Below are 12,723 nucleotides of genomic sequence, written 5' to 3' on the forward strand. Positions count from 1 at the left end.
GCCTCCAGCCGCTCGCCGCAACGCGCGCGAGTGCATTTCCGCGCTACCGCAACGTGAGCCCGGTTCTGAACGCAGCCATCTAACGTTGCGCCGAAATGCTCAACTGCGTGCCGTCGCTGAGCGTGAGCGTTTTGGCGCTGCCGTTGGTCGGCATCGAAAAGTGCAGCACCTCGCTATGGGCGACCACTTCGGGACATTGCGCGCCGGCGGCCGACTTGCCCGTGCGCGGCGCCTGGGCCCGGAAGCTCACCTGAACGTTCGCCGTGCCGTCCGCCGCGACGATAGGCGCGAGACGCACCTGCGTCTGGCGCACCATCGCGCCGTTCGCGTCGAGCGGCAGCGAGGCGTAATCGGGACAACTCTGCGCCGCCGGCACCGCGCCGCCTGGCGGCGTGGTGCGCCACGTAAAGTCGTCGGTGTCGCCCGAACGCAGCGTGCGGGTCTCCTGTGAGTTGCCGTAGAGCTTCGACGCGACCTTGACCGTGTAACGAATCGGGCCATCGGGCGGCGTCTTCGACGTCACCTTGATCGGGGGCGAGGCCAGTGCCGGCAGCGCGATCGCGCAAGACAGGGCAACGGCAACACGAACGAGCGCCGCGCGAGTGCGGCTGGGACGGCTGGAGCTGCTGCAAGGCATGCGTCACCTCCTGGCGGGAGCTGCCGTGGGCCGCGAACGACGCGGTGCGGGCAGCACGTGGCGGAACTTCTACTGTCAGTCTAGCGCGACGCGCGAAGCCTTGCGCCGGACGATGACGTCGGCGTGACCAGGTTTTATCCGGCTTGCCAGGCCGCGCATTTTATTAGCAATGCGCAACGTGCTGTCGTGATGCACGAAGACGAAGCGGGCCCCGTCGCACGACGCCTAAGCAGCGCCCTGCTCCAGCCGCAGCGTGAGCTCGCTGCTAATCGACTGGCGCACCTGCGCATAATTTGCCCATGGGTCCGAGCGGTTGACATGCGCCAGACGCGCATCGATATTTGCGAGCGTCCATTGCGCGCCGCCCGTTGTATCGGCGAGTTCGTCCCACGCGATCGGCACCGAGACGCCCATGCCCGGCCGCGCTCGCACGCCATAGGCAACCGCCGTGCTGGCGCCGCGCACGTTACGCAGATAGTCGACGAAGATTTTTTTCTTGCGATGCTCGGGGCCCATGGTCGCCGTGAACTGCGTGGGCCAGCCCGAGGCAAGCCGCTGCGCCACGGCGCGCGCGAACGCCTTCGCGTCGTCCCAGCCCGCACCGTGCATGAGCGGCACGACGATGTGCAGCCCCTTGCCCCCGCTCGTCTTGCAAAACGCTTCAAGACCGAGATCGGCGAGCATCGCGCGCGTGAGCTGCGCGGCCTCGATCATGCGGTCCCAGTCGAGCACCGGATCGGGATCGAGGTCGAGCACGATGCGATCGGGCGCTTCGATATCGGCGGTGACGGCATTCCATGTATGCAGCTCGATTGCGTCCATCTGCGCGACGTGCACAAGCGCTTCGAGCGAATCGATGGTGAGCACCGGCGGATGGCCGGGATCGAGGCCTTCGTGTTGCGTCACCTCGGGAATCGGCGCGCGCGCGCTGTGGCGCTGGAAGAAAAGCTCGCCGTCGAGACCTTGCGGCGCACGCACGAGCGAAACTGGACGATCGCGCAAATGCGGCAGCAGCCAGGGGGCGGCGCGCGCGTAATAGCGCACGAGGTCGAGCTTGCGTGTGCCGCTGTCGACATCGATGACGCGGCGCGCGCTGGTGATGCGTATGCCTGCGACTTCGCCGATGGTCCCATGACGGCCCGAAGAGATTCGAGGAGATCTAGGCGCACGAGGCATGGAGGCACGCGGCGCGCGCTGGGTAGACACGTTGGGCGCGCTGGGTGCGGTTTGCGCTGCGGTGTCCGCAGCGTCGGCCCGCGCGCCGGTCGGCGTTCGAGCGGCGCCCGTCTGGGCATGGTGAGCGTCCTGCATACCGGTTCCCCTTACGCCCTGCAGGGCGCGTGCGACGCATCGCGCGAGACGAGCCGCTCATCACGATACGCACGGTTGACGGCATGCGGCGACCGTCCCCCGGCAGGCGCCGCACGAGCTTTCATTGTGCCTAAAAAGACGGCTTTCGTCTCTGTAAGCTGCGGAGCGGGCCGCGCGCCGGCATCGAAACGGTACAATTCGCCTTTCGCCGCCGTGCATTGGCCGGATCGACCGTCCTTGCACGCTTTTATCGATACCCGTTCGATCCTCCGCCGTTTCCGGGGCGCCATCCCGGAATCGCGGCACTGTTCACGTCATGAATCTCGTCATCCAGAGCCCCGCTCCGCTGCAAGCCGTCCACCACAAGCCACTGCTCGCGCTCGCGCGCGGCAGCCGCCTCGTGCCGATCGACGCGCACGCGATCCGTATCGAAGACGCCGCGCCGGCACAGCACGCGGACCTCGACGTCTATTGCGGGACGCATCAACTCGATTTCGCGTTCATCGAGTCGGACCGCACGCTTGCCGGCTTCGGGCTCGTCGCCATGGACATGGACTCGACGCTCATCACGATCGAATGCATCGACGAAATCGCCGACTTCTGCGGCCTGAAAGCCGAAGTCGCGGCAATCACCGAAGCGGCGATGCGCGGCGAGATCAAGGACTTCAACGAAAGCCTCACGCGCCGCGTCGCGCTGCTCAAGGGGCTCGACGCGAGCGCACTGGAGCGCGTCTATGAGGAACGCCTGCAGCTTTCTCCCGGCGCCGAAAAAATGCTCGCCGGCGCGAAAGCCGCGGGCCTGAAAACGCTGCTGGTTTCGGGCGGCTTCACGTTCTTCACCGAGCGGCTGAAGGCGCGACTCGGCCTCGACTTCACGCGAGCGAACACGCTCGAAATCGTCGAGGGCAAACTCACCGGCCGCGTCGTGGGCGAGATCGTCAATGCGGAGGTGAAGGCGCGCACGCTGGTCGAAACCTGTGCGCAGATCGGCATCGAGCCGCGCCGCGCGATTGCCATGGGCGACGGCTCGAACGATCTGAAGATGATGGCCGAGGCGGGGCTTTCGGTGGCGTTCCGCGCGAAGCCCGTGGTGCGCGAAGCGGCTAGCGTCGCGTTCAATTTCGTCGGGCTCGACGGCTTGCTGCGGCTCTTCTGAAGCGCGTCGAACGTGCCGCGCATGTGGCACGCGCGGTGCTGAAATGACAACGGCCGCGCCTGTCCCGGGATAGCGAACCCCGGCGACAAGCGCGGCCGTTTTGTTATGGCGTCAGTCTTGCGGGCCGCGCGCCGATGCGCCGCCTTCGAGCGTCGCGAGCGCACGCTCGAGGTCGGCGCGCAGGTCGGCTTCATCCTCGAGGCCAATGTAGAAGCGCACCAGCGTGCCGCGATGCGGCCAGTTCGCCTCCGTGCGCATCGACGCGATGTCGTAGGGCATCGCGAGACTATGCGCCCCGCCCCAGCTCCAGCCAAGCGAGAAGAGCTCGAGCGATTCGCAGAACGTGTCGATCTGGGCAGGGCTGTATTGCCCGTCGAACACCACCGAGAACAGACCGCCCGCCCCCGTGAAATCGCGCTTGTAGAACTCGTGGCCCGGACAATCGGCGAATGCGGGATGCAGCATCGCAGCGATCTCGGCGCGCGACTTCAGCCACGTCGCGAGCGCGAGCGCGGTGCGGTCGTGCGTCTCGAAGCGCGCCTTCATGCTCGGCAGGCCGCGCAGAACGAGCGAGCAGTCGTCCGACGAAACCCCGATGCCCAGCCGCATGCGCGCCGCCTTGAGCTTCAGATGCAGTTCCCGATCCCGCGTGATCGTTGCGCCCATCAGGACGTCGCTGCCGCCCGACTGATACTTCGTGAGCGCCTGCACCGAGATGTCGATGCCGTGCTCGAACGGCTTGAACGCGAGGCCCGCCGACCACGTGTTGTCGATCGCCGTGACGACGTTGCGCGCGCGCGCAGCTGCAGTGATCGCACGCACGTCGGGTACTTCCATCGTCACCGAGCCGGGCGCTTCGAGCCAGATCAACTTCGTCTCGGGGCGGATCAGCTCAGCGATGCCAGAGCCGATCATCGGATCGTAGTAGCGCGCCGTCAGCCCGAAATCGCGTGCAAGCCAGTCGCCGTGGTCGCGGTTCGGCGAATAGACGTTGTCAGGAATCAGCACGTCGTCGCCAGCCTTCAGGAGCCCGAAGTACACGTTCGAGATGGCCGAGAGACCGGACGGCTGCAACAGCGCATGCTCGCCGCCCTCGATGGCGGCAAGACGCTGCGTGAGCATCGAAGACGTGGGCGTCGCGTGCAGGCCGTAGCGCCACTGCGCGTCGTTGCGCCAGTCGAGCGCGCGCACCGACTTGAGGTCGGGGAACACGACCGTCGACGCTCGCGTGACGGGCGCGGCAAACGATTCGAAGCCGGGCGTGATGTCTTCTTCGGGGCGAACGACGCGCGTTTGCAGCGCGCGGCTGGATTCGGATTTCTTCATGTCGGATGGCAAGCGGTAAATGCGCTGGGGGTTAGATGGCGCGGGGCTTCCCAGGACGAGGCCGACAACGAAACGGGAGCCGCGACGCGCGCCAAATGCAGAAGATTAACACCTGCGCTAGCCAGCGCTCGCCGCAACGGTCCAATGCCTGCGCTTTCGTGCGGGGCGCACCATGCGGCGCGCGCGTTATCGTGCGCAATGGCGCGTTAGTCGCCCGTCACGAGATTGCCAACCCCGTTCACGGCCTGGCCGCCTTTAGCGGCGGGATGGGACGCCGCGGGCGCCGCTGCCCCTGCGGCAAGCGGTTTCAAGTCGAACGGCTGCGGATTCGAGTCGTCGATTTCCATGCGGTCGCCCGAGATCGAGCCATCGTCCGCGAACGTGCCGACCCAATTGCCCGTGATGCGCGAACCGTCGTCCGACTCTTCCGCTTCGAGCGTGGTGCCGGTGCGATCGCCGGCAATCAGAACGACCTCGCCCGTGTCGGTGAACTGATATTCGCCATGCACGCCAGTCTTGTCGTCCGGGTCGTCGGTCTTTGCGCCAAGCCGCATCACGATCGGACGCTTGCCGAGCGTGCCCACGTATTGCGGAAGCCCGGCGAACTCCGGGCTCGGTTTGAGCGGCGCATGCGCGGATTCCGGCGCGGCAGAGGCGTTCGCCGCATCGCTCGATGCACTGCTGCCCGCGGCGCAGGCTACGAGCGGCAACGCAAGCGCTGCTGCCGCGAAGCACGCGAAGCCATACCGCCGCACGAGATTCGATATGCTCGTGACTTTCGAGGCCGACCTTTCCATCAAGACCCGTCCTTGGCGGCGAGCATGCGCTCGACATCCTCGCGGCGCGGAATCGGCGCGACCGCGCCATAACCCAGCGTCGAAAGCGCCGCTGCCGCGTTTGCGTATTGCGCCGCCGCGAACGGATCGTCGCCGGCCACGATCCGGGCGATGAACGCGCCGCCAAAGCAGTCGCCGGCACCTGTTGCATCGACAGCCGCTACGACGCGGCCCGGCACGAGACGGCGCTCGTGCGGCGTTGCCACATAAGAACCTTCCTTCCCGAGCTTCAGCGCGACGACACGCGAACCGAGCGAGAGCAGACGGTCGACAATCGCATCGCGATCGTCCAGGCCGGTCAGCGCCGCGACATCGTCCCAACTGGGCAGGCAGATATCGGTGACACGCAGCACCTCGGTCATGACCGCGCGGGCACGCGCGAGCGGCCAGAGTTTCAGGCGCAGGTTCGTATCGAAGCTCACCTGCACGCCATTCGCCCGTGCATGGTCGATCGCCGCGAACGCCGCGTCGCAGGCTGTGGCGCCGATCGCCACACTGATGCCCGACAGGTGCAGCACGCGCGCGGCGGCCAGGGCGTCGAGCGGCAGATCGCGCGGCGCATAGCGGCTGGCCGCCGAACCCTTGCGCAGGTAATCGAAGGCATGGCCGTCGGGGCCATGCGAGACGAAGTACACGCCGGTCGGCGCGCTGGCGTCGACCCGCACCATCGAGGTGTCCACACCTTCGCTCGCCCACAGGTCGCGCAGCAAACGCCCGAACTGATCGTCGCCCACCGCCGAAACGAATCCCGTGCGCACGCCCTGGCGCGCCGCCGCGATGGCGAAGTTCGAGGTATCGCCGCCGAAACCCTGCAGATACTGGGGCTGGCCCTTCTCGGCCTGATTGAATTCGATCATGGCCTCGCCATAGGCGAGGACTTCTGGCGCCAGACGTGACATGCCGATCAGACCTCGCCCCAGAGATCGTGTCCGTCGGCGCCGGTGATCTTCACCGAAACGAAGTCGCCGACCTTGTAGCGCTTCGAAGCCTTGGTCGCGGGCGCGACGTAGACCACGCCGTCGATCTCGGGCGCGTCCGCCGCCGTGCGGCCGATGCCGCCGTCGGCGTTGATCTCGTCGATGAGCACCTTGAGCGTCTTGCCAACCTTGCGCTGGATGCGCCTGGCCGAGACTTCCTCGGCCACTTCCATGAATCGCGCGCGGCGCGCCTCGCGCACTTCGTCGGGCAGCGCGCCATCAAGTTCGTTGGCGCTCGCGCCCTCGACCGGCGAGTAGGCGAAGCAGCCCACGCGGTCGAGCTCGGCTTCGCGGATGAAGTCGAGCAGCGTCTCGAACTGCTCTTCGGTCTCACCGGGGAAGCCCGCGATGAAGGTGCTGCGAATCGTGAGGTCCGGGCACATTTCGCGCCACGCCTTGACGCGCTCCATCACCTTCTCCGCGTTCGCGGGGCGCTTCATGCGCTTGAGCACCTCGGGATGCGCGTGCTGGAACGGCACGTCGAGGTACGGCAGCACGTGCCCCTTGAACGGACCTTCCGCCATGAGCGGAATGACCTCATCCACGCTCGGATACGGGTACACGTAGTGCAGCCGCACCCACGCGCCGTACTGCGCAGCCAACTCGCCGAGCGCGGCGACCAGATCGGTCATGCGTGTCTTGATGGGCTTGCCGTTCCAGAAGCCGGTGCGATATTTCACATCAACGCCGTAGGCGCTCGTGTCCTGCGAAATGACGAGCAACTCCTTCACGCCCGACTTGAAGAGGTTCTCCGCCTCGAGCATGACTTCCGCGACCGGACGCGAGACGAGGTCGCCGCGCATCGACGGGATGATGCAGAAGGTGCAGCGGTGATTGCAGCCTTCGGAAATCTTGAGATACGCGTAGTGACGCGGCGTGAGCTTCACGCCCGCCGGCGGCACGAGATCGACGAACGGATCGTGCGGCTTGGGCAGATGGCTGTGAACCGCCTGCATGACTTCGGCTACGGCGTGCGGGCCGGTCACGGCCAGCACCTTGGGGTGCACTTCCTCGATGAGATTCGAGCCGCTCGCGCTGGCCTTCGCGCCCAGACACCCGGTGACGATCACCTTGCCGTTCTCGTTGAGCGCCTCGCCAATGGCGTCGAGGCTCTCCTGCACGGCTTCGTCGATAAACCCGCAGGTGTTGACCACGACCAGATCGGCACCGTCATAGGAACCCGAGATTTCGTAACCCTCGGCGCGCAGTTGGGTGAGGATCTGCTCCGAGTCGACGAGCGCTTTGGGGCAGCCAAGGGATACCATCCCTACGCGCGGTGCAGGATTGCGGGAGGTCGTTGATTCAACAGGGTTTTTCACGTGTACGTCCGGATGTGGGGCGCACGGCGGAGAATGCGCCGCGCGAGATCAAGCCAATCTGCCATTTTACCCGTTTGGCGTATCGAGCGGCGCGCGCTGTCTGGCCAGCATCGAGTGGAGTCAGGGTCAGATGGAAGATGGCCGGCGATCAATCCGGGAACAGGGGCGGCGCTAGCCAACCGGCGCCGCGCAAACATTGTTGCGCGTCGCCGAGCGCCATCCGGAAGCACTGCGCGACCCGAGAAGCGCCTGAGCTTACTTCTTCTCGTTTTCGCCGCTGCCGCCCTCGTTGGTGCCTTGCGCGGGCGAGCCAGGCGCGACGGGCTTGAACGGAAAACTGCTGAACATGTTCTTGGCCTGGTTCTGCATTTGCTCCTGCATCTGCACGAACATGTTCTTCGATTGCTCGATGTAGCTGGTCATCATGCCCTGCATCATCGGCGCCTGCATATTCATGAACTGCGACCAGACCTCAGGATTCATCGCGTTGCCTTCATAGAGGCTCTTCGACTGATCGGCGAGTTTGTTCTGGATGTCGATGAACGCCTGGATGTTCTTCTCCAGGTAGGTGCCCATCATGCCCTGCATCGCATGTCCGTAGAAACGGATGATCTGCGAGAGCATCGACGACGAGAACATCGGCAAGCCGCCGCTCTCCTCTTCCAGAATGATTTGCAGCAGGATGCTGCGCGTGAGGTCTTCGTTGCTCTTCGCATCGATGACCTTGAACTCCTCCTGATCGAGCACGAGTTGCTTCACATCGGTCAACGTGATGTAGGTGCTCGTCTCCGTGTCGTACAGCCGACGGTTCGGATATTTTTTGATCAGCCGTTCGGCGGTCTTCTTTGTAGTCGTCATGTGTCGCCCTTGTAAGCGCCAACGCGCGACGGCAGATACCATCGCGCGCTGCGCTGTCTTCCAGCCCGGTAGCGGAGCCTGCCCCGGCGTGCAAACAGGCCCGCCACCGCCGTCGATCCCTGCGATACCGCGCGCCCCTGTCACGCACGCGGCGTCGCGCGGGATCAGCCCATGTGCAACCCGCCGTTCAGCGAGAAGTCAGCACCGGTTGAGAAGCCCGACTCATCCGAGGCGAGCCATGCGACGATCGAGGCGATTTCCTCGGGAGCACCGAGGCGGCGCACCGGGATGGTCGCGACGATCTTTTCCAGCACGTCGGGACGAATCGACTTCACCATGTCCGTGCCGATATAGCCGGGCGAAACAGTGTTGACCGTCACGCCCTTGGTGGCCACTTCCTGCGCGAGCGACATCGTGAAGCCGTGAATCCCGGCCTTGGCCGTCGAATAGTTCGTTTGCCCGAACTGGCCCTTCTGGCCATTCACCGACGAGATATTGATGATGCGCCCCCATCCGCGCTCGACCATGCCGTCGATCACCTGCTTCGTGACATTGAAGAGGCTCGTCAGATTAGTGTCGATCACGGCGGTCCAGTCTTCGCGCGTCATCTTGCGAAACACCACGTCCCGCGTGATGCCGGCGTTGTTGACGAGCACGTCGACCTCACCCACTTCGGCTTTGACCTTGTCGAACGCCTGCTTCGTCGAATCCCAGTCGCCAACGTTGCCTTCCGAGGCGACGAAGTCGAAGCCCAGCGCTTTCTGGTCTTCGAGCCATTTGGTACGGCGCGGCGAGTTCGGTCCGCAACCCGCGACTACCTTGAAGCCCTGCTTCGCGAGCCGCTGGCAGATTCCCGTTCCGATGCCGCCCATCCCGCCCGTGACATACGCAATACGCTGTGACATAAACCACACTCCATTATCGTTTTCCGGAGCGCCGACCGACGGCCCCGGCCTCGCGTCCAATCCGTTGCTGCCGCGACCCGGTTGCGCTCAATCGAGCTCAATCTAGCTCAAGCGCGCTCGAGCGCAAGCGCCACGCCCATGCCGCCACCGATGCACAGCGAGGCCAGACCGCGCTTTGCATCACGGCGCTGCATCTCGTGCAGCAGCGTCACCAGAATCCGGCAGCCCGATGCGCCGATCGGGTGACCAATCGCAATCGCGCCACCGTTCACGTTGATCTTCGACGTGTCCCAGCCCATCTGCTTGTTCACGGCCAGCGCCTGCGCCGCGAACGCCTCGTTGATCTCCATGAGATCGAGGTCGCTAGCCGACCAGCCCGCGCGCTCCAGCGCTCGCTTCGATGCCGGCACCGGGCCCATGCCCATCACCTTCGGATCCACGCCGCCCGCCGCATACGCCTTGATGCGCGCAAGCGGCGTGAGGCCCAGCGCCTCGGCCTTCTTCGCCGACATCACCACCACCGCCGCCGCGCCGTCGTTCAGCCCCGACGCGTTGGCCGCCGTCACCGTGCCTTCCTTCGAGAACGCCGGCTTCAGGCCCGCGAGCGACTCCGCCGTCACGCCGTGACGCACGAATTCGTCGGTCTTGAACACCAGCGGATCGCCCTTGCGCTGCGGAATTTCCACCGGCACGATTTCCGCGTCGAAGCGGCCCGCCTTCTGCGCGGCTTCGGCCTTGTTCTGCGACAGCGCCGCGAATGCGTCCTGCTCTTCGCGCGTGATGCCGTATTCCTTCGCGACGTTTTCCGCAGTCACGCCCATGTGGTACTGGTTGTAAACGTCCCACAGACCATCGACGATCATGGTGTCGACGAGCTTCGCGTCACCCATGCGGAAGCCGTCGCGCGAGCCCGGCAGCACGTGTGGCGCCGCGCTCATGTTCTCCTGGCCGCCGGCCACGACGATCTCCGAATCGCCCGCGATAATCGCGTTGGCCGCGAGCATCACCGCCTTCAGGCCCGAGCCGCACACCTTGTTGATCGTCATGGCGGGCACCGCTGCGGGCAGCCCGGCCTTGAGCGACGCCTGGCGCGCAACGTTCTGGCCCGAACCCGCGGTCAGCACCTGACCCATGATCACGTCGCTCACCTGCTCGGGCTTCACGCCCGCGCGTTCCAGCGCCGCCTTGATGACCAGCGCGCCCAGATCGGGCGCGGCAATCTTTGCCAGCGAACCGCCGAATTTGCCCACCGCGGTACGCGCGGCCGAAACGATCACGATATCCGTCATTTTCAGTTCCTCCAGGCGGCGGGAAGTTGCGAAAGCCACCTGCCCGTCACGTTAAAAACCCTTCACAACGCCTCGCCGCAACATTCGCGGCGGGCGCGTCGAACCCATCCACTCCGCGCTTCGGCCGCCTCAGTCGCGCTGCTGCACGTAACGCCCGGGCGCGGGCTCAATCTCTGGAAACTCCGTCGAGCCGGGCTGCGCACGCGGCTTCACCTTCTTGCCGCCAAACTGGTCGAGCCACTCGATCCAGCTCGGCCACCAGCTGCCGGGCTTTTCCTCGGCATTGGCAAACCACTCGTCGGCTTCGTCGGGCAGGTGCTTCGCGTCGGTTTCAACGCTCCAGTAGCTGCGCTTGTTTTTCGAAGCGGGATTGATCACACCTGCGATATGCCCTGACGCGCCCAGCACGAACTTGAGCGGCCCGGAAAGCAGCGGCACCGAAGCATAGGCGCTGCGCCACGGCACGATGTGATCCTCGCGCGAGCCGTAGATGAAGGTCGGCACATCGACGCGCGCGAGATCCACTTCCTCGCCGCACACGGTGAGCGCGCCAGGCTCGCGCAGCTTGTTCTCAAGATAGGTATTGCGCAGATACCACGCATACATCGGGCCCGGCAGGCTGGTCGAGTCGCTGTTCCAGTACAGCAGATCGAACGCGGCGGGCGTGCGGCCCTTCAAGTAATTGTCGACGACGTAGTTCCAGACCAGATCGTTCGGGCGCAGGAACGAGAACGTGTTCGCGAACTCGACACCGCGCATCAGCCCCGGCGTGCCGCCGTTCTTGCCGCCGATGGTCTGCTCGCGCATCTGCACGTGCGCCTCGTCGATGAACACGTCCAGCACGCCCGTATCGGAGAAGTCGAGCATCGTCGTGAGCAGCGTCATCGACGCCGCAGGATGCTCGCCGCGCGCCGCAGCGACGGCCAGCGCCGTGGCGAGCAGCGTGCCCCCCACGCAGAAGCCGAGCGTGTTGATCTGCTCGCGCCCGCTGATGCTGCGCGTCGTCTCGATGGCGGTCAGCACCCCCTCCTCGATGTAGTCGTCCCAGCCCTTATGGGCGATCGACGCGTCGCCGTTATGCCAGGAAACGAGGAACACCTGCTGCCCCTGCTCCAGCGCATACGCCACGAGCGAATTCTCGGGTTGCAGATCGAGGATGTAGTACTTGTTGATGCACGGCGGCACGAGCAGCAGCGGCCGCTCGTGCACGGTCGCCGTGCGTGGCTTGTACTGGATGAGCTGGAACAGCGCGTTCTCGAACACCACCGAGCCTTCGGTGTTCGCGAGATTGCGGCCCACCACGAAGCGCGATTCGTCGGTTTGCGAAATCTTGCCGCGCGACATGTCGCCGAGCAGATTCATCACGCCCTGGCGCAGGCTCTCGCCATGGCTTTCGAGCAGCGCGTGCTGTGCCTCGGGGTTGAGCGCGAGGAAATTGCTGGGCGACGCGGCCGCCGTCCATTGCTGAACCGCGAAGCGGATGCGCTCGCGCGTTTTTGCATCGGTGTCGATGGCGTCGACCATCTCATGCAGGTAACGCGCATTGAGCAGATACCACGCCGCCGTGAACGCATAGGCCGGCGTGGCCTTCCACGCGTCCGCGTTGAAGCGGCGGTCCTTGAGTTCCGGGGCCTTGGGCGAGGCGGCAGACGCCTCGCGCAGAAGTTCGAGCGCATCGCGCGAGTACTCGGCCTGCAGATGCTGCAAACGCGAAGGCTCGATCGACGCCGATGGCAGCTTGAACGCCTCGAGCGCGCCCAAGGCGGAACGCATTGCGGCGGGATTCATTGCAGCGTTAAATGCCGCCTGAACGGGATTCGGCGCAGCATTCGCGGCGCCGTTGGCCATGCCGGGCCAGAACGCGCCGGGTTGCCCCGCCGCCTGGCCCCAGTGCTGCATACCCGATTGCTGCGCAGCATCCATGGCACTGCGCCATGCCTGCGTCCATGCATCGAGCATCTGTTGCATGCCAGCGGCGTCCGGTGTGAATTTCGGAATGAAAGACTGTGCACCGTCGGTTGAAGCGCCCGCACCCGGGGTTGTCGAGGAACGTTGAGATGCCGTCATGCCTGCTTTTGACCGATGTGTCCCGGAGGACTGGTTGAGAGG

At 65.3% G+C, this 12,723-nt stretch carries 11 protein-coding genes and 1 pseudogene; 2 read left to right on the plus strand and 10 right to left on the minus strand.

Features of this window, described 5'->3' with window-relative positions; genetic code table 11:
* Positions 1–79: 79 nt before the first annotated feature.
* Together P5W98_RS07815 and ligD are read right to left on the minus strand one after the other, a co-directional pair.
* Positions 80–637 (minus strand): DUF6013 family protein, encoded by a 558-nt coding sequence (locus P5W98_RS07815; protein ID WP_434718041.1) that lies wholly within the window; start codon positions 635–637, stop codon positions 80–82.
* 225 nt (positions 638–862) lie between these two features.
* Positions 863–1,948, minus strand: coding sequence for a non-homologous end-joining DNA ligase (gene ligD / locus P5W98_RS07820; RefSeq protein ID WP_421024043.1), 1,086 nt, complete (start codon positions 1,946–1,948; stop codon positions 863–865).
* 316 nt (positions 1,949–2,264) lie between these two features.
* Between ligD and serB the strand changes: the two genes are divergently transcribed.
* On the plus strand, positions 2,265–3,104 hold the full coding sequence (serB, locus tag P5W98_RS07825) for a phosphoserine phosphatase SerB (protein ID WP_421079523.1): 840 nt from the start codon (positions 2,265–2,267) through the stop codon (positions 3,102–3,104).
* Between the two features lie 111 nt (positions 3,105–3,215).
* Here serB and P5W98_RS07830 read toward each other — a convergent pair whose 3' ends face one another.
* The 4 genes from P5W98_RS07830 to rimO form a co-directional block, all read right to left on the minus strand.
* A complete protein-coding gene (locus P5W98_RS07830) occupies positions 3,216–4,430 on the minus strand; it encodes a cystathionine beta-lyase (protein ID WP_421079524.1) in 1,215 nt (404 codons plus the stop codon).
* 206 nt (positions 4,431–4,636) lie between these two features.
* The gene (locus P5W98_RS07835) at positions 4,637–5,227 is read right to left on the minus strand and encodes a hypothetical protein (protein ID WP_421079525.1); all 591 of its coding nucleotides are present in this window, start codon (positions 5,225–5,227) and stop codon (positions 4,637–4,639) included.
* Positions 5,227–6,165: a sugar kinase gene (locus P5W98_RS07840; protein WP_421079526.1), complete on the minus strand. Its 939-nt coding sequence runs from the start codon at positions 6,163–6,165 to the stop codon at positions 5,227–5,229. The genes P5W98_RS07835 and P5W98_RS07840 overlap by 1 nt, the downstream gene beginning before the upstream one ends.
* A 5-nt stretch (positions 6,166–6,170) precedes the next feature.
* Positions 6,171–7,508, minus strand: coding sequence for a 30S ribosomal protein S12 methylthiotransferase RimO (gene rimO / locus P5W98_RS07845; RefSeq protein WP_421079527.1), 1,338 nt, complete (start codon positions 7,506–7,508; stop codon positions 6,171–6,173).
* 211 nt (positions 7,509–7,719) lie between these two features.
* On the opposite strand from rimO, the pseudogene P5W98_RS07850 reads away from it, so the two are divergent.
* Positions 7,720–7,815, plus strand: a pseudogene (locus P5W98_RS07850) (helix-turn-helix domain-containing protein); the annotation flags it as partial.
* 2 nt (positions 7,816–7,817) lie between these two features.
* Here the strand turns inward: P5W98_RS07850 and phaR are convergent.
* The 4 genes from phaR to phaC all read right to left on the minus strand — a co-directional run bounded on the left by phaR (position 7,818) and on the right by phaC (position 12,681).
* The gene (gene phaR / locus P5W98_RS07855; RefSeq protein WP_421024049.1) at positions 7,818–8,420 is read right to left on the minus strand and encodes a polyhydroxyalkanoate synthesis repressor PhaR; all 603 of its coding nucleotides are present in this window, start codon (positions 8,418–8,420) and stop codon (positions 7,818–7,820) included.
* A gap of 164 nt (positions 8,421–8,584) precedes the next feature.
* Entirely contained in the window at positions 8,585–9,325 is a 741-nt protein-coding gene (locus P5W98_RS07860) for a 3-ketoacyl-ACP reductase (RefSeq protein WP_413185929.1), read from the minus strand.
* A gap of 107 nt (positions 9,326–9,432) precedes the next feature.
* Positions 9,433–10,614 carry an acetyl-CoA C-acetyltransferase gene (locus tag P5W98_RS07865; protein ID WP_421024050.1) on the minus strand — a complete coding sequence of 394 codons (1,182 nt, stop codon included), beginning with the start codon at positions 10,612–10,614 and terminating at the stop codon, positions 9,433–9,435.
* Between the two features lie 129 nt (positions 10,615–10,743).
* Positions 10,744–12,681 carry a class I poly(R)-hydroxyalkanoic acid synthase gene (phaC, locus tag P5W98_RS07870; protein WP_421079528.1) on the minus strand — a complete coding sequence of 646 codons (1,938 nt, stop codon included), beginning with the start codon at positions 12,679–12,681 and terminating at the stop codon, positions 10,744–10,746.
* Between the last annotated feature and the right edge of the window lie 42 nt (positions 12,682–12,723).

The sequence above is a fragment of the Paraburkholderia sp. A1BS-2L genome (genome assembly GCF_051125205.1).
Lineage (GTDB): Bacteria > Pseudomonadota > Gammaproteobacteria > Burkholderiales > Burkholderiaceae > Paraburkholderia.

Coding starts and splice junctions, on each gene's coding strand:
- P5W98_RS07815 (WP_434718041.1), bottom strand. CDS start 637: ATGCCTTGCAGCAGCTCCAGCCGTCCCAGCCGCACTCGCGCGGCGCTC.
- ligD (WP_421024043.1), bottom strand. CDS start 1,948: ATGCAGGACGCTCACCATGCCCAGACGGGCGCCGCTCGAACGCCGACC.
- serB (WP_421079523.1), top strand. CDS start 2,265: ATGAATCTCGTCATCCAGAGCCCCGCTCCGCTGCAAGCCGTCCACCAC.
- P5W98_RS07830 (WP_421079524.1), bottom strand. CDS start 4,430: ATGAAGAAATCCGAATCCAGCCGCGCGCTGCAAACGCGCGTCGTTCGC.
- P5W98_RS07835 (WP_421079525.1), bottom strand. CDS start 5,227: ATGGAAAGGTCGGCCTCGAAAGTCACGAGCATATCGAATCTCGTGCGG.
- P5W98_RS07840 (WP_421079526.1), bottom strand. CDS start 6,165: ATGTCACGTCTGGCGCCAGAAGTCCTCGCCTATGGCGAGGCCATGATC.
- rimO (WP_421079527.1), bottom strand. CDS start 7,508: ATGGTATCCCTTGGCTGCCCCAAAGCGCTCGTCGACTCGGAGCAGATC.
- phaR (WP_421024049.1), bottom strand. CDS start 8,420: ATGACGACTACAAAGAAGACCGCCGAACGGCTGATCAAAAAATATCCG.
- P5W98_RS07860 (WP_413185929.1), bottom strand. CDS start 9,325: ATGTCACAGCGTATTGCGTATGTCACGGGCGGGATGGGCGGCATCGGA.
- P5W98_RS07865 (WP_421024050.1), bottom strand. CDS start 10,614: ATGACGGATATCGTGATCGTTTCGGCCGCGCGTACCGCGGTGGGCAAA.
- phaC (WP_421079528.1), bottom strand. CDS start 12,681: ATGACGGCATCTCAACGTTCCTCGACAACCCCGGGTGCGGGCGCTTCA.